The 18841-nt window shown below is 63.9% G+C and carries 2 protein-coding genes; both read right to left on the bottom strand.

The genetic code is table 11. The features are described from left to right. Window positions 1-10 precede the first annotated feature (10 nt). The gene (locus KUA23_RS11620) at window positions 11-7792 is read right to left on the bottom strand and encodes a non-ribosomal peptide synthetase (protein ID WP_306428781.1); all 7782 of its coding nucleotides are present in this window, start codon (window positions 7790-7792) and stop codon (window positions 11-13) included. A 3-nt stretch (window positions 7793-7795) separates the two neighbouring features. After that, a complete protein-coding gene (locus tag KUA23_RS11615; RefSeq protein WP_252993977.1) occupies window positions 7796-18796 on the bottom strand; it encodes a non-ribosomal peptide synthetase in 11001 nt (3666 codons plus the stop codon). Window positions 18797-18841: the final 45 nt, after the last annotated feature.

Raw genomic sequence — 18841 nt, 5'->3', positions numbered from 1 at the left:
GCCACGCCCCTCAGGAAATCAATTTATCCAAATCTTCTGCTGATAGACGTTTGAGGGCCTCCAAGGATTTAGCCAATGCGTCCTGCACCGGCGAATTATTTGTCTGCTGGGCGGCGACATGGGCACTGAACTCGGCCAGGGTCGGCGTGGTGAAAATCGATTTGACGTCGAATTCGGCGTGCAACTGCTCGCGGAGGCGCACCACCACCTGGGTTGCCAGCAGGGAATGCCCGCCCAGCTCGAAGAAGTTGTCGTGCAGGCCCACCCGCTCCACGTCCAGCACTTCGGACCAGATCGCGGCAATCTGTTGCTCCAGTTCGCTGTTCGGGGCGACGTACTCGCGGGCTTGCAGGCTGGCGTCGGCTTTCGGCAGGGCTTTGCGGTCCAGCTTGCCGTTGGGGCTCAGGGGCATCTGCTCCAACACCATCCACTGGGCCGGGACCATGTAGTCCGGCAGCTGTTGCGCCAGATGGGCGCTTAGCACATCGCGCCAGTCGTCATCGGCGTTTTGCAGCACCAGGTAGCCCACCAGGAATTTGCCATCCTCCGCCAGTACGGCGGCCTCACGCACCCAGTCGTGTTCCAGCAGGCGCGCTTCGATTTCGCCCAACTCGATGCGCAGGCCACGCAGCTTGACCTGATGGTCGATACGCCCGGCGTACTCGATCACACCGTCTTCGCGGTAACGCGCCAAGTCGCCCGTTCGGTACAGGCGCTCGCCCTTGACGAACGGGTGGGCAACAAAACGCTCGGCAGTCAGTGCCGGACGACAATGGTAACCCCGCGCCAGGCCGATGCCGCCCAGGTACAACTCGCCCAGCACGCCGACCGGCACCGGCTCGAAGTTGCTGTCGAGGATGTAGCACCCGAGGTTGGCAATCGGGCGACCAATCGGCACTGCATCGCGGCCTTCATCGACACAGGTCCAGTGGGTCACGTCGATGGCGGCTTCGGTCGGGCCGTACAGGTTGTAGAGCCCGGCCTGGGGCAGCTTGGCGAAAACCTGCTGTTGGGCGTCCACCGGCAGGGCCTCGCCGCTGCACACGATGCGGTGCAGGGTGTGACAGGTGGCAACCGTCGGGTCTTGCAGGAAGGCCTGCAACATCGACGGCACAAAGTGCAGCGTGGTGACCTGTTCTGTATTGATCAGCTTGATCAACTTGGCCGGGTCCCGGTGATCGCCCGGCGCCGCAACCACCAGGCGTGAGCCAGTCATCAGCGGCCAGAAGAACTCCCACACCGATACGTCGAAGCTGAACGGGGTCTTTTGCAACACGGTATCGCTGACATCCAGGCCATAAGCCTCCTGCATCCAGTGCAGGCGGTTGGCCAGGGCCGAATGACGGTTGCCGGCGCCTTTGGGTTGGCCGGTGGAGCCTGAGGTGTAGATCACGTAGGCGAGATTTTCGCCGTGCACCACAATTTCAGGATTGGCGTCGCTGTAGCCTTCGAACGTGGCTTCACCCAGCACCAGGCTATTCAAGCCTTGCGGAATCGGCAGTTGCTCAAGCAGATGCGCCTGGGTCAGCAGCAGTTTCACGCCGCTGTCGTCGAGCATGTACGCCAAGCGATCACGCGGGTATTCCGGGTCCAGCGGCACATAGGCGCCACCGGCCTTGAGCACCGCAAGCAGGCCTACCACCATTTCAATCGAACGCTCTACCGCCAGGCCCACCAGCACGTCCGGGCCCACACCGGCCTCGATCAATCGATGAGCCAGGCGATTGGCACGCCGGTTCAGCTCGTCATAGCTCAAGTGCTGCTCGGCAAACACCAGCGCCGCAGCGTCTGGCGTGCGCGCCACCTGTTGTTCAATCAGTTGATGCACACAGTGCTGTAACGGGTAGTCCTGCGCCGTGGCGTTCCAGTCAACGACCACTTGTTGACGTTCCGCCAGCTCCAACATTGCCAGGTCGCTCAGGCGTTGTTGGGCGCCGTCGAGCATGGCTTGCAGCAGGTTGACCAGATGGCGGCCATAGGTTTGCACTGTGACTGCGCTGAAATGCGCACGCGCAAAGCTGAATTGCACCGACAGCGTGTCACCGACATCCACCAGCACCGTCAGCGGAAAGTTGGTTTGTTCGCGAGAATCCGGCAGGCCGAAACGGATGCCACTGCCACCGCCCTGCTCCAGGGCCTTGGATACCGGATAGTTTTCAAACACCAGGATGTTGTCGAACAAAGCTTCACCGCCCTGCCCGGCCCAGCGCTGGATATCGTACAGCCCGGTGTGTTCATGCTCACGCAATGCCAGGTTCTGCGCCTGCACCGCTTGCAGCCAGTCGGCCACGGTCTGCTGGGCGTCCACCGCGCAGATCACCGGCAGGGTGTTGATGAACAGCCCGATCTGCTGCTCCACCCCCGCCAACTCTGCCGGACGCCCGGCCACGGTGGCACCGAAGGACACCACCGACTGCCCGCTATGGCGCTGCAACAGGACCAGCCACGCCGCCTGGATCAGGGTGTTGAGCGTGACCTTGTGATTGCGCGCGAAGGCTTCAAGCCGTTCAGTCAGTGCGCGATCCAGGCTGAGCTGATGCTCGCCATGCCCGTCCGCCGCCGTCGGCTGGCTGCTGCCCAGGCGCGTGGGTGCTTGCAGAACGCTCAGTTGTTCGCGCCAGAAGGTTTCAGTCGCTGCGGCATCACGCTGCTGCAGCCAGCCGATGTAGTCGCGATAACGCCCGGCCGCTTCAGGCACTGCGACACCGGCATAACGTTGCAGCACTTCGCCGAACAGCCGCGAATTGCTCCACCCATCCATCAAGATGTGATGGCTGGTGTAGATCAGTTCATGGCGTTGCTCATCGGTGCGCACCAGTACCAGGCGCACCAGGGGCGCCTTGGCCAGATCGAAGCCCTGGCGGCGCTGGGCCTCCTGAAGGTTCTGCAATTCCAGTTCGCGCTCCGGCATGGCGCGCCAATCGAGGTGTTCGATCGGCAACCGAGCCTCGCGATAGACCACTTGGCACGGCCATTCGAGCTGGCCCTCCCAAAAGAACCCGCTGCGCAGTACATCGTGGGCTTGCACCGTGGCATCCCAAGCTTGCTGGAACCGCGCCACGTCCAGGCCATCGGCCGTCACGCGGATCTGGTTGATGTAGTCGCCGGCAGTCTGTTCATACAGGGTGTGGAACAACATGCCCTGCTGCATCGGCGACAGGGTGTAGATGTCTTCAACGGCATCGGCGGCCAACGGCAAGGATTCCAACTGCTGCTGGTTCAGGCGCGACAACGGGAAGTCGGACGCCGTCACGCCGTTGTTGCCAGGCGTGCAGCAGTGTTCAACCAATGCGGTCAGTTCGCGGGTGAAGGCCTGGCTCAAGGCTTCGATCTGCGGTGCGTCGAACATCAGTGGGCTGAAGGTCCAACCCATTTGCAGTTCGCCGCCGTACACCTGGCCGTTGAGGGTCAACCAGTTGCCCAGTGGCGCATCCGGGCTCTGTTCGGCGCCAGCGTTTTCCGAAGCTGGTGTGAACAGGCCGTCCGGCTGGTCAAAGCTGCCGTCGAACTGGCCTAGGTAGTTGAAGGTAATACGCGGCACCGGCAACTCACTGAATGCCTGGCGCGTGGCGTCGTCGCCAAGGTAGCGCAGTGCGCCAAAACCCAGGCCTTTGTCGGGCACGGCACGCAGTTGTTCCTTGACCTGTTTGATCGAGGCGGCCAGGGATTCGGCCGGGGTCAGGCGCACCGGGAACAGGCTGGTGAACCAGCCCAGGGTGCGGGTCAGGTCGATGTCGTCGAACAGGTCTTCACGGCCATGGCCTTCCATCTGGATCAGGCTGGAGGCTTGCCCGGTCCATTGGCAGATGACGCGTGCCAAGGCGGTCAGCAGCAGGTCGTTGATCTGAGTGCGATACGCCGTGGGCGCCTGTTGCAGCAATTGCCGGGTGTGTTCGGCGTCCAGTTGGCTGACCACCGTCTGGGCCAGACGGCCGGGACGTGCGCCTTGCGGATCGCGGCAGGGCAAATCGGCAGGCACGCCTTGCAGCTGTTGCAGCCAGAAGGCTTTTTCCGGCTCGATCGATTCGCTGCGGGCATGCGCCTGCAAACGCTCGGCCCAGGCCTTGAACGAAGACGTTTTGGCCGGCAATTTCTGCTGGCGATACAGGCTTTGCAGGTCCTCGAGGAATACCCGCCAGGAGACACCGTCCACCACCAGGTGGTGCATGACCAACAGCAGGCGCTGGGAACCGTCAGCCATTTCTGCGAGTACCGCACGCAATAATGGGCCTTGTTGCAGGTCGAGGCTGCGCTGGGCGCGTTCGCACAGGGCGTGCAGTTCGGCGGCGTCCTGCACACTGGCCTGCCATAGCAGCGTTGCAGGTTGCGCATCATGCCGCGCAGTCCAGCCTTCGGCTTGCTGGCTGAAACTCAGGCGCAGCACGTCGTGGTGCAGGGTGAGCGCTTGCAGTGCAGCTTCCAATGGCTCGGCCAGCAGAGGCTGGTGTGGTGTCAGCAGCAAGGACTGGTTCCAGTGGTAACGGTCCGGCAGGTCCATGTCGAAGAACAATTGCTGGAACGGCAGCAACGGCGTCGCACCCTGCACCGGGCCCTGGTCGATCACCTGAGCCGTCTGCAACTGCGCCACGCGGGCCAAGCTGCGCACCGTCTGGTGCTGGAACAATGCCTTGGCAGTGAAATGGATACCGGCGGCACGGGCGCGGCTGACCACTTGAATGGAGATGATCGAATCACCGCCACGCTCGAAGAAGTTGTCGTTCAACCCCACTTGCTCGACGCCCAGCACCTCGGCCCAGATTGCGGCGATCTGCTGCTCCAGCCCACTCTGCGGCGCTTCGTAGTGGTGGGTGGCTTCGGGCTTGGGCAGGGCCTTGCGGTCCAGCTTGCCGTTGGGGCTCAGCGGCATCTGCTCCAGCAGCATCCACTGGGCCGGCACCATGTAATCCGGCAGGTGTTGGCCCAGGTGGGCGCTCAGCACATCGCGCCAGTCATCACCGGCGTTGTGCAGCACCAGGTAGCCCACCAGGTACTTGCCGTCGACCGCCAGCACGGCGGCCTCACGCACCCAGTCGTGCTCCAGCAGGCGCGCTTCGATTTCACCCAGTTCGATGCGCAGGCCACGCAGCTTGACCTGGTGGTCGATACGCCCGGCGTATTCGATCACGCCGTTGTCGCGGTAGCGCGCCAGGTCGCCGGTGCGGTACAGGCGTTCGCCACTGACAAACGGATGCGCGATAAAACGTTCGGCCGTCAGGGGAGGACGGCGGTGATAACCACGGGCCAGGCCAACGCCGCCCAGGTACAGCTCGCCCAGCACGCCGACCGGCACCGGTTCGAAGTTGCTGTCGAGGATGTAGCACCCGAGGTTGGCAATCGGACGGCCGATCGGCACCGCGTCGCGGCCTTCGTCGATGCAGGTCCAGTGGGTCACGTCGATGGCGGCTTCGGTCGGGCCGTACAGGTTGTAGAGCCCGGCTTGCGGCAGTTTGGCGAAGACCTGCTGCTGGGCGTCCATCGGCAGGGCTTCGCCACTGCAGACAATACGTTGCAGGCTTTGGCAGCTCGACACCGCCGGATCCTGCAGGAACGCCTGCAACATCGATGGCACAAAGTGCAGCGTGGTGACCTGTTCTGTATTGATCAGCTTGACCAACTTGGCCGGATCCCGGTGATCGCCCGGCGCCGCAACCACCAGGCGTGAGCCAGTCATCAGCGGCCAGAAGAACTCCCACACCGACACGTCGAAGCTGAACGGCGTCTTCTGCAACACGGTGTCGCTGACGTCCAGTCCATAGGCTTCTTGCATCCATTGCAGGCGGTTCAGCAACGCCGAGTGGCGGTTGCCCGCTCCCTTCGGCTGGCCGGTGGAGCCGGAGGTGTAGATCACGTAGGCAAGGTTCTCGCCGTCCAGCGCGATGCCAGGGTTGGCGTCGCTGTAGGCCTCAAAGGCCGACTCGCCCAGCACCAGGCTGTCCAGGCCATCCGGGATCGGCAACTGTTCACGCAAATGCGCCTGGGTCAGCAGCAGTTTCACGCCACTGTCGTCGAGCATGTAGGCCAGGCGCTCACGCGGGTATTCCGGGTCCAGCGGCACGTAGGCACCCCCGGCCTTGAGCACCGCCAGCAGGCCCACGACCATCTCGACGGAACGCTCCAGCGCCAGGCCTACCAGCACGTCCGGGCCTACCCCGGCTTCGATCAGGCGATGGGCAAGACGGTTGGCGCGGCTATTGAGCTCGGCATAGCTCAGGGTCGCCTCGTTGAAGCGCAACGCCGGCGCATCCGGTTGTGCCAGCGCCTGGGCCTCGAACAACTGATGCACCCACTGCCCTTGTGGGTAGTCACGCTCGGTGGCGTTCCACTCAGAGAGAATCTGCTCGCGCTCATGGGCGTTGAGTGTCGCCAGGTCCTGCAAAGGCAACGCGGTGTTCGCCACGGCAGCGCGCAACAGGCTCAGCCAGTGCTCGGCCATGCGCGCCACGGTGGCGGCATTGAACAGGTCGGTGGCGTAAGTCAGGGAGGCCCAGATCGCGTCGCCGCTCTCCTGGGTGTCCAGGCTCAGGTCGAACTGGGCGCTGCGGGTGTCCCATTCGAGGTTGGCCACGCGCAAGCCCGGCAGCGCGTGCGCTGCTGCTTGAGTGCTGGCCTGATGATTGAACATCACTTGGAACAGTGGGTTGTGGCTCAGGCTGCGTTCCGGTTGCAGCGCTTCCACCAGTTGCTCGAAGGGCAAGTCCTGATGGGCCTGGGCCTCCAGCGCACGGCGCTTGGTGTGTTGCAGCAACTGGGCGAAGCTCATCTGGCCGTCGAGGTCGGCCTTGAGCACTTGAGTATTGACGAAAAAACCAATCAGCGACTCGGTCTCGACGCGGTTGCGGTTGGCAATTGGCACGCCGACGCGGATGTCCGGCTGGCCGCTGTAGCGATAAAGAAAAGCCTGGAACGAGGCCAGCAGCAGCATGAACATCGTCACGCCTTCACGCTGGGCCAGGGCTTTCAACCCCGCAACCAGTGCCGGCTCCAGCGCGATGTCCTGGCGCGCGCCGCGAAAGCTCTGTTGCGCCGGGCGCGGCCGGTCTAAGGGCAACTCCAGCACCGGCTGCGCGCCACTGAGCAGTTCGCGCCAGTACGCCAGCTGACGGGCCTTCTCCCCCGCTTCCATCCAGCTGCGTTGCCACAGCGCATAGTCGGCGTACTGGATCGGCAGCGGCGCCAAGGCACAATCCTGGCCCTGACTGTAGGCAGCGTAGAGTTGCATCAGCTCCTGCACCATCACGCCCATCGACCAACCATCGGAGACGATATGGTGCTGCACCAGTACCAGCACGTGTTCTTCTGCATTCACTGCGAGCAAGCTGACCCGCAACAAAGGGCCTTGCTGCAAGTCGAAGGGACGGGCGATTTCAGCTTCGACGCGGGCCTTGAGGTGTGCTTCGTCGACCGCGCTTTCGGCGATCTCGATCACGCTGTGGCCCAGCACCTCCTGGGCACGCTCATCGGCGTCCAGGTGCAGGCGCGTGCGCAGGCTTTCATGGCGTGCCACCAGGGTGTCGAAACTGCGTTGCAGGGCGGCCTTGTCCAACTGGCCGCTCAGGCGCAAGGCGCCGGGGACGTGATAGGCGTCGCTGTCCGGGTCCAACTGCCAGAGAAACCACTGGCGCTCCTGGGCGTAGGACAGCGGCAGCTTCTGGCCGTCCTCGCGGATCGAGGCAATCGGTAGCTGGGCGAAGCTCATGCCCCGGCTTTGCAGGCGCTGGTAAAACTGCTGGCGCTGTTCCAGAGGCAGGCGAAGAAAGCGCGAAACCAGATCGATATTAGGGTTGGAAAGCATGGTTCAAATCGCCTCTAGTTCGCTCAAAAAGTCACGAAGATCATCAAAATCTTCCGCGCTGCCGGCGCGGAAAGTGGCGGCGGCCTGGACATAGGCGCGCAGCGTTTCGGTCTGGAACACTTCCACCAGTGGCACCTCCAGGCCCAGTTCGGCCTGGACCCGCGAGGTGATCTGGATCGCCAGCAGGGAATGGCCACCCACTTCAAAGAAGTTGTCGTTCAGGCCCACTTGCGGCAGGCGCAGCACGTCAGCCCAGATCGCCGCGACCTGCTGTTCCAGCTCGGTTTCGGGGGCCACATAGGCCTGTTGCAACAGGCTGGCGTCCGGCTCGGGCAAGCCCTTGCGGTCGAGTTTGCCGTTGGGGGTCAGCGGCATCTGCGCCAGGAACATGAAATGCGTCGGCACCATGTAATCCGGCAGGCGGGTTTTCAGGGCGCGGCGCAGGCTGTCGCGGAACTCGGCCTGGTCGGCCAGGTTGGCCTCTGCCGGCACCACATAGGCCACCAGCTGCTTGCCGGTCGGGCCGTCCTGGGCGACCACCACGGTTTCACCGACGTTGTCCTGCTCACGCAGACGCGCTTCGATTTCGCCCAGCTCGATACGGAAACCACGGATTTTCACCTGATGGTCGACACGGCCGAGGTAGTCCACCACACCATTCGGGCGGCCACGGGTCAGGTCGCCGCTGCGGTACACGCGACTACCCGGTTTGCCGAATGGGTCCGGCACGAAGCGTTCGGCAGTCAGTGCTGGGCGCTCAAGATAACCACGGGCTACGCCTTCGCCGCCCAGGTACAGCTCGCCGGCTACGCCGATGGGTTGCAGGTTGAGTTGCGCGTCTAATACGTAGCCGGTGCGGTTGCCCAGCAGTGTGCCAATCGGTGCATAGACGGCGCCGCACGGGTCGCCCTTGCGCGCTTTCCACAGCAGTGGCGTGACCACGGTTTCCGTCGGGCCGTAGCCGTTGAACAGGTAGGTCGGCTTGAGTGCGCGCCAGGCCAGGTCATAGCTGGCCTGGGCGACGGCATCACCGCCAAAGCAGTACACACGCACCTTCGGCGGGTTGCCGTCACGCTCGGCATGCTCGGCCAGCTGTTGCAGGTACACCGGCGGGAACACCGCCATGGTGACGTTATGGCGATGCATTTGCTGGTAGGTGTATTCAGGCAGCCACAGGCTGTCGTCGCGGATCAGCACGCTGGCGCCATTGATCAACGGGTGCATCCAGCCTTCGTGGGAGCCGTCGAAGGCAAAGGACATGAAGTGCAGTTCGCAATCGGCGGGCGAGGTTTCATAACGCTCGCCGGTGGCGATGATATGGGCTACCAGTGGTCCGTGAGCAACGGCGACACCCTTGGGCATGCCCGTCGAACCAGAGGTGTAGATCACGTAGGCGAGGTTATCGCCGTCCAATTCGATTTGCGGAACCGTGTCACTGTGATCGGCCCATTCCTCGGTGCGATCAATCGCCAGGCTATCGAGGCCGTCGGGGATCGGCAGTTGCTGCAACGCGCTGGTGTGGGTCAGCAGCAACTTCGCACGGCTGTCCTGCATCATGTACAGCAGGCGATCACGCGGGTATTCGATATCCAGCGGCACATACACGCCACCGGCCTTCATCACCGCGAGGAACGCCACCATGATTTCGGCGCTGCGCGGCATGGCGATGGCCACGCGTACTTCCGGGCCGACGCCACGGGCGATCAGCGCATGGGCCAGGCGGTTGGCCTGGCGGTCCAGTTCGCCGTAAGTCAGGGTTTGTGCGTCGAATTTCACTGCCACGGCATCGGGGGTTTCGCGGGCGCGGTCGGCGAACAACTGGTGCACCAGCAGCGTGGCGGGGAAGCCGGCGTCGGTCTGGTTCCACAGCTGCAGGATGTGCTGTTGCTCATCCTGGCCCAGCAGGTTGAGTTGGCTGATGGGTTGCTGTTGGTCGGCAACCATTGCCTGCAACAGGTTTTGCCAGTGGCCGGCCATGCGTTCGATGGTCGCCGGGGCGAACAGGTCGGTGGCGTAGCTCAGGGAGGCGCCGAGTTGGCTCTGGGACTCCTCGATATCCAGCGTCAGGTCGAAATGCGCGGCCGTTTCATCCCAGCTCACCGGGCTCATGTCCAGCTGTGCCAGGCGCTGTAAATGCTGGCCGGACAGGCTGATGTGATGGTTGAACGCCACCTGGAACAACGGGCTCAAGCTCAGGCTGCGTTCAGGTTGCAGCGCTTCGACCAATTGCTCGAATGGCAGGTCTTGATGGGCTTGGGCTTCGAGCGCGCGCTGTTTGACCTGGGCCAGCAACTGGCGGACGGTGGTATGCCCGTCGATCTCGGCCTTGAGCACCTGGGTGTTGACGAAGAAGCCGATCAGCCGCTCGGTCTCGACCCGGTTACGGTTGGCGATCGGCACGCCCACGCGGATATCCTGCTGGCCGCTGTAGCGATGCAACAACGCCTGGTAGGAGGCCAGCAACAGCATGAACAGCGTCACCCCTTCGCGCTGGGCCAGTACCTTGAGGCTATCGATCAGTGGCGTCGGCAGCGCAATATTCAACCGCGCACCGCGATGGGTCGGCACCGCCGGGCGCTGTTGATCGAAAGGCAACTCCAGTACCGGTTGCTCGCCGCCAAGCAGTTCACGCCAGTAGTCAAGTTGACGGGCCTTCTCCCCCGCCTCCATCCACGCGCGCTGCCACTGGGCATAGTCGGCGTACTGGATCGGCATGGCCGGCAATTGCAGAGGCTGGCCCTGGCTATAGGCGGCGTAGAGCTGTACCAGTTCGTCGACCATCACTTGCATGGACCAACCGTCGGAGATGATGTGATGTTGCACCAGCACCAGCACATGCTCGTCTTCCGCCAGTCGCAGGAGATTCACACGCATCAGCGGCCCCTGGCGCAAATCGAACGGTTGGGCCACCAGCGCTTCTACCCTGGATTTGAGCTGCACTTCGTCGGTGAATTCCGACGCCAGTTCGATCCGCGCCTGTGGGCTGACCACTTGCACCGTACGGTCTGCCTCTTGCTGCAAGTGCGTGCGTAGGCTGTCGTGGCGCGCCACCAGGGTATCGAAGGCACGTTGCAGGGCGGAACGGTCCAGCGGGCCTTTCAAGCGCAGCGCACTGGGCACGTGATAGGCCGAACTGTGCGGGTCCAACTGCCAGAGGAACCACTGGCGTTCCTGGGCATAGGACAGCAACAGCGGCTGATCGCGATTCGCCGCCACCATCGCCGGCGCCGAAGTGCTGACGTCGGCCAGACTGCTGACAAAATCTCCAAGTGTGGGTTGTTCAAACAGCGTCCTGAGCGACACTTCGATACCCAGCCCATGACGCACTCGGGACACCACCTGTGTGGCAAGCAACGAATGCCCGCCCATTTCGAAGAAGTGATCGTTGAGCCCGACCCGCTCGGCGCCCAACACCTGGGCCCAGATAGCCGCGACGCGTTGTTGCGTCTCGGTGACCGGTGCAATCCAATCGGCCAGGGGTTGGCTGAGATCCGGCTTGGGCAGCGCGGCACGGTCCAGCTTGCCGTTGGGGCTCAGGGGCAGGCGCTCCAGCAGGAGCACATGCGCTGGCACCATGTAGTCCGGCAGCTCTTCGCGCAATGCGGCCTTGAGCGCCGCGCGCAACTCGGTCTGCTGGGTGTCGGACAGCGCCTGGCTGGCCACGATGTAGCCGACCAACTGGTTGTCCGCGGCGATCACCAACGCCTCGCGCACACTCGCCTGGGCCAACAGGCGCGCTTCGATTTCGCTCAGTTCGATGCGGAAACCACGCACCTTGACCTGGTGGTCGATCCGCCCCACGTACTCGATCATCCCATCGGCGCGATAACGTGCCAGGTCACCGGTGCGGTACAGGCGGCCGACACCGTCGCGGCAGAACGGGTCGGGAATGAAGCGATGGGCCGTCAGGTCCGGACGATTGAAGTACCCTCGCGCCAGCAACGGCCCGCCGATCACCAATTCGCCCGCGACGCCTACCGGCACCGGGTTGAGGTGGGCATCCAGCAGGTAGATGGCACGACCGTCCAGCACTCGGCCAATCGGCATCATCGACGGCAAGGCTTCACGACCATCGACATAGGCGGCGCAGTCCAGGGCGGTGGCAGTCACCGTAGCCTCGGTGGGCCCATAGGTGTTGAGCAGGCGCACATGCTGCAAACCCGCTGCGCGCCAGGCACTGAGGCCTTCCGGCGGCATGGCTTCACCGCCGATGTGCAGTTGGCGCAAGCGCCCGTAGCCACGCGGGCCCAGGTCTGCAAAATCACGCACCAGCGACAGCCAATAGGCCGTGGTCAGGTCGACCACGGAGATGTCGTGCTCAAGCAGTTGCTGGTAGAAGGTGTCGCTGTCCCACAGTTCGCCGCCGCGTACCACCACCGCCGCACCGCAGCACAGCGCCGGGTAGAGCTGTTCGACAAAACCATCGAAGTTGAACGTGCCGAATTGCAACACTCGATCATGGGCGTGCAGCGCAAACAGTTCGGTGAACACTTCCACATGCCGCGCCAGTGACGCCAGGTCGATGCCCACGCCTTTTGGCCTGCCGGTCGAGCCGGAGGTGAACATGACGTAGGCCAGGTTGCCCGGCTGCGCCCTCGACACGGGGTTTTCGGCGCTGTAATCGGCCAACCAGCCGGCGTCGGTTTCCAGGCAGACAAGGGTCAGGCTTGCGTTGATCGGCAAATGCTCCACCAACGGCTGCTGGGTCAGCAGCAATTGCAGGCCGCTGTCCTCGATCATGCAGTGAAGGCGTTCGGCGGGGTATTTCGGGTCCAGTGGCACGTAAGCGCCGCCGGCCTTGAGTACGGCCAGCAAGCCGACGATCATCTCCAGGGAGCGGTCCACCGCAACGCCCACAAGGGTATCGGCGCTGACACCCAACTCGATCAGGCGATGGGCCAGGCGATTGGCGCGCACATTGAGCTCGGCGTAGGTCATGCGCTGCTGATCCAGGATCAGTGCGATGTTTTCCGGGTGCAACGCCGCTTGTTGTTCGAAGCGCTGCAGTACGCTGGCCTGGGCGGGTCGAGTGACACCCTTGGGGTTCCAGTCTTGCAGCATGCGGGTGTATTCATGGTCCAGTAGCAACGGGACGGCGCCCACGGCTTGCCCAGGCGCATTGATAAATTGCTGCAGCAAGCCCTGCAGGTAGGCGCCGATGTGCTGCACGGTGTCAGCGGCGAAATCCGCTTGCAGGTATTCCAGGTGCAGGCTCAGTTGTTCGCCGCCGTGTACGGTAAGGGTCAACGGGTAGTTGGTGCGTTCCTGATGGCTGACCCCACTGAAACGCAGGCCGCCCTCCCCCGACTGCTCCAGGCTCTTGGCCACCGGGAAGTTTTCGAACACCACCAGCGTGTCAAATAACGCCTCACCGGCTGAACCGGCCCAGCGCTGGATATCAAACAGCGGCGTGTGTTCGTGTTCGCGCATTTCCAGGTTCAGTGCCTGTACGCTTTGCACCCAGGCGCTGACGCTTTGCGCCGGGCTGGGGGTGGCAATCAGCGGCAAAGTGTTGATGAACAGGCCGACTTGCTGCTCGACATTCGCCAGCTCTGCCGGGCGCCCGGACACCGTCACCCCACAGGCGACGCTGGACTGGCCAGTGTAGCGCTGCAGCAGCAACAGCCACGCCGATTGCACCAGGGTATTGAGCGTCACTTGATGGGCACGCGCGAAATCGCTCAGGCGCTGCGTCTGAACCGCATCCAGCTCGTAAAGGAGTTCACCGTATTCAGCACCACTGTGCCCTGTACGCTTGGCGACACTGCGCGCCAGGTGCGTGGGTTCATCCAATTGCCCCAGGCACTGGCGCCAGAACGCTTCGCCCACCGCAGGGTCCTGCTGTTGCAGCCACGCGATATGCTGGGAAAACGCCGCGCCCACCGGCGGCAGCGCCTGGCCTTTGCAAGCCTGCAGTACTTCATTGAGGACCAGGGCGTTGCTCCAGCCATCCATCAGGATGTGATGACTGGTATAGATCAAGTGCCAGCGGTCTTCCCCGATACGTACCAGCGCCACCCGTAGCAACGGCGGACGCGCCAGCTCGAAGCCCTCACGGTGGTGCTCGGCGGCGAGGCTGTCGAGGGCAGCGGCAAGGTCCTGACGCTCGCGCCAGTCGTATTCAGAGAACGGCAAGCTGACCTGGCGATGCACTACTTGCAGGGCCTGGCCCTGGTCGTCCTGCCAGACAAACCCTGTGCGCAGCATGTCATGCCGTGCCAGCACCTGCTCCCAGGCGCGCTGGAAAACCGCCACGTCCAAACCCTGTACATCGGCGCGCAGTTGGCTGACGTAGATGTCATCCTCGTCCTGCTGGTAGAGGCTATGGAACAGCATGCCCTGTTGCATCGGCGACAGCGGATACAGGTCTTGTACCTCCCGCGCGGGCAGTGCCAGGTCGTCCAGCTGGGATTGGGTCAGTTGCGCCAAGATCACGTCGGCCGGTGTCAGGCCTCCCTGTGTCGGGTCGACGCAATGTGCGATCAGCGCCAGCAGTTCCTGCTGGAAATCATCCGCCAGGCGCTGGACCGTCGCCACCTCGAACATCTCGCGGCTGAAACCCCATTGCAGCGCCAGCTCACCGCCATACACCTGCCCTTCCACCGTCAGCCAGTTGGCCAGCGGCGCCTGGGGGTCCTGGGCCTGCCCACTGCCCTGGGTGGCTGGAACAAACAGTGCCGACTCGTTGAACTGGCGGTCGAACTGGCCCAGGTAGTTGAAGGTGATGCGCGGCGCGGCCAGGGTCGACAACGCTTCACGGGTGTCAGGCGTGCCGAGGTAACGCAACAGGCCGTAGCCAATGCCTTTGTTCGGCACGGCGCGCAGTTGCTCCTTCACCGACTTGATCGCGGCCGACAGTTCGCTCTCGGCGTGCAGGCGCACCGGGAACAGGCTGGTGAACCAGCCGACGGTGCGGCTCAGGTCGACCGTGTCGAACAGGTCTTCGCGGCCATGGCCTTCCAGCTGGATCAGCGCGGCGGGCTGCTCGCTCCAGCGGCTGATAACCCGCGCCAGCGCGGTCAGCAGCAGGTCGTTGACCTGGGTGCGGTAGGCCGCCGGGGCGTCTTGAAGCAGTTGACGGGTGTGTTCGGTGCTCAGGCGGATTTCGAGTTTGCTGCCCAGGCGGTTCTGCAGGCCGCCCTGGGGGTTGTCGCAGGGCAGATCGGCGCTCGCCGTCTGGGCCTGCCAGTACGGCAGTTGCTCACCCAGCGTTTGCGCGTGGGCCTGCAACTGCTGCGCCCACGCTTGGTAGGCGCTGGTCTTGGCCGGCAACGCGGCGTTGCGGTAGGCCTGTTGCAGGTCTTCGAGCAGGATGCGCCACGACACGCCGTCCACTGCCAAGTGATGCACCACCAACAGCAGGCGCTGGGTGCCATCGGCCATGCCGGCCAGGACCGCACGCAGCAGCGGGCCTTGTTCAAGATCGAGGCTGCGTTGGGCCTCGTCGCAGAGTGCCGCCAGCCCAGCCTCGTCGGCGACCTGGGACTGCCACAACGAAGCGCTGGCCACCGGCTCGCCATGAGCCTGCTGCCAAGCACCGGCCTCTTGCACAAAGCGCAGGCGCAGGGCGTCGTGGTGGTTGATCAACCGGGTCAGGGCGACCTCAAGGCGCACGGGGTCGAGGGTTTCACGCGGGGCCAGCAACAGCGACTGGTTCCAGTGCTGACGCGCCGGGATCGCCTGCTCGAAAAAGCGGTGTTGCACGGGCGTGAGGCTCACCTCGCCGGTGACCGGCCCCTGGTCGATGACCGTTGCCTGTTCGAAGCTCGCCACCAATGCCAGGCTGCGCACGCTCTGGTACTGGAACAGGTCCCGTGGGCTGAGACGAATGCCTGCCTGGCGCGCACGGCTGACCACTTGAATGGAGATGATCGAATCACCACCCAGCTCGAAAAAGTTGTCGTCCAGGCCGACCTGCTCCACACCGAGCACGTCGCTCCAGATCGCCGCCACGGCTTTCTGCACATCGTTTTCCGGTGCGGCATAGGCCTGCTGTGGCGCGGCATCCGGCAATGGCAGGGCCTTGCGGTCGAGCTTGCCGTTGGCGGTCACCGGCAGCTTGGCCAGGGGCACCATATGGGTCGGCACCATGTATTCCGGCAGGCTGCTGAGCAGCCAGGCCTTGAGGTCGGTCGGCGCCTGGTCTTCCAGCACCAGGTAGGCCACCAGTTGCTTGCCGCCTTGCACCAGCACCACGGCTTCGCGCACCGAGGGGTGTTGCATCAGGCGCGTCTCGATCTCGCCCAGTTCGATACGCAGGCCGCGCAGCTTGACCTGGTGATCGAGGCGCCCCAGGTATTCGATCACGCCGTCGGCACGCTGGCGCACGCGGTCGCCCGTGCGATACAGGCGCGCGCCGTCGCCGAAGGGGCTTGGCACAAAACGCTCGGCGGTGAGTGCCGGGCGCCGATGGTAACTGCGGGCCAGGCCGGTGCCGCCCAGGTACAGCTCGCCACTGACGCCCGCGGGCACCGGGTTGAGCTGGGCGTCGAGCACGTAGGTGCCGAGGTTGGCGATGGGCCGGCCGATGGGCACGCTGTCGCCACCGTCGTCGACGCAGGTCCAGTGGGTCACGTCGATGGCCGCTTCGGTGGGGCCGTAGAGGTTGAACAGTCCGGCCTGTGGCAACTTGGCGAACACCTGCAACTGCGCATCCAGCGGCAAGGCTTCGCCGCTGCAGACGATACGCTGCAGACTGCCGCAGGCCTGCACACCCGGCTCATGGATAAACGCCTGGAGCATCGACGGCACGAAGTGCAAGGTGGTGATGCCGTGCCGCCCGATGGTGTCGATCAGGCGCGCGGGTTCGCGGTGTTCACCCGGTGCCGCCACCACCAGGCGTGCACCGGTCATCAGCGGCCAGAAGAACTCCCACACCGAAACGTCAAAGCTGAACGGGGTTTTCTGCAGCACCGCATCGCTGGCGTCCAGGTCGTAGGCTTGTTGCATCCAGCACAGGCGGTTGACCAACGCACGATGACTGTTACCGGCGCCCTTGGGCTTACCGGTGGAGCCGGAGGTGTAGATCACGTAGGCGAGATTCAGTGCATGCACCGCCACGGCGGGTGATTCGCTGCTGTAGCCGTCGAGCCACAGCGCAGGCTGGTCCAGGGCAATCACTCGGGCACTGGCGGCGGGCAGCAATGGCAGCAGGCGCTGCTGGCTGAGCAGCAACCCGATGCCACTGTCTTCGATCATGTAGGCCAAGCGTTCCTGGGGGTACTCGGGGTCCAACGGCACGTAGGCGCCGCCCGCCTTGAGAATGGCCAACAGGCCGACCACCATCTCGACGGAACGCTCGACGCAGATCCCCACCAACACATCCGGGCCAACGCCCTGTTCGCGCAAGGCATGGGCCAGTTGGTTGGCGCGCGCGTCCAGTTGGGCGTAGGTCAGCGTGGTCGCATCGAACACCAGCGCCGGCGCATGCGGGGTGGCCTGCACCTGGTCTTCGATCAGGTGGTGAATGCCGCGTGCGCTCGGGTACGCCTCGGCGGTCTGGTTCCAGGCGTGGACCAGCACGTGCTGCTCATCCGCAGCCAGCATCGGTAACTCGCCAATGCGCTGCTCGCCTTCGCCGACCATGGCCTGCAACAGGCGTGTCCAGTGCAGGGCCATGCGCGCGATGGTCGGCGCGTCGAACAGGTCATTGGCGTAGGTCAGCGCAGCGTGCAGGGTGCCGGATTTTTCATAGGTGTCGAGGGTCAGGTCGAACTGAGTCGTGCGGCCTTGCCATTCCACCAGCGCCAGCTCCAGGCCGGAGGCAGTGCTGACGCTGGCAATGTCGGCCACCACCGGTTGGTGGTTGTACATGACTTGGAACAGCGGTGTATGGCTGAGGCTGCGCTCGATCTTGAGGGCTTCCACCAGGCGTTCGAAGGGCAATTCCTGATGAGCCTGGGCACCCAGCGCGTGCTCCTTGATGCCTTGCAGCAGCTCAGTGATACGGGTTTGCCCGGTCAGCTCGGTGCGCAGCACCTGGGTGTTGACGAAAAAACCGATCAGCCCTTCGACTTCGGTGCGGTTGCGGTTGGCGATCGGCACGCCGACGCGGATATCGCCCTGCCCGGTGTAGCGATGCAGCAGCACATTGAAGGCGCCGAGCAACAGCATGAACAAGGTAACGTTGTGCTTTTGCGCGCAGGTGCGCAGTTGCGCGGCCAACTGCGGGTCGATCGCGAAGGTGTGTCGCGTGCCTTGGTAGCTCGGCATGGCCGGGCGCGGGCGGTCGGTGGGCAGCTCCAGCACCGGGTGCTCATCACCCAGGCGCGCCTGCCAGTATTCCAGCTGACGTGCCTGCTCCCCGGCTTCCAGCCAGCGGCGCTGCCACAGCGCGTAGTCGCTGTACTGGATCGGCAGTGCCGGCAATTGCGGGGCCTGGTTGCGCTCATGGGCGTCGTAGCAACGGATGAATTCGTCGATCAGCACATTCATCGACCAGCCGTCGGAGACGATATGGTGCAGGGTCAGTAGCAGCACGTGCTCCCGGGCGTCGAGCTTGAGCAGTTGCACGCGCAGCAATGGGCCGTTTTCCAGGTCGAACGGCAGCAGCGATTGACGAGTCGCGGCTTGGTTGACGGCCTGTTCACGCTCGGCGGGGGCCAGATGGCTCAGGTCGAGTTGCTCGATAGTCAACGACGTGTCTGCGGCCACCTGCAACAGGCGCTCATCCGCCTGGCGCTGGAACACCGTGCGCAGGGTTTCGTGGCGTGCAACCAGGCTGGCAAACGCCTGCTCCAGCGCACCAAGGTTCAGCTCGCCCTTGAGCCGTACGGCGCCGGGCAAGTTATAGGCCCCACTGGCCGGGTCCAACTGCCATAGAAACCACATGCGCTGCTGTGCATAGGACAGCGCCTGGCGATCCTCCGCTTCCACCCCTGCCGGAATCGGAAACCGGGAAAAATCCACCCCTTCTTTCTGCAAGGCCTGCAGGAACAATTGGCGTTTTTCCAGGGGCAACCCGATAAACCGGCGAGCAAGTTTCAAGGAGTCTTCAGCATTCATTTCTTGGAGTCCGGAGCAATAGGCGGGAAGCACAAAGGCACGTCG

The organism is Pseudomonas pergaminensis (assembly GCF_024112395.2).
Classification (GTDB): Bacteria; Pseudomonadota; Gammaproteobacteria; order Pseudomonadales; family Pseudomonadaceae; genus Aquipseudomonas; species Aquipseudomonas pergaminensis.
Note: the sequence above shows the minus strand (reverse complement) of the source record. Positions and strands in the feature narration are given on the sequence as shown.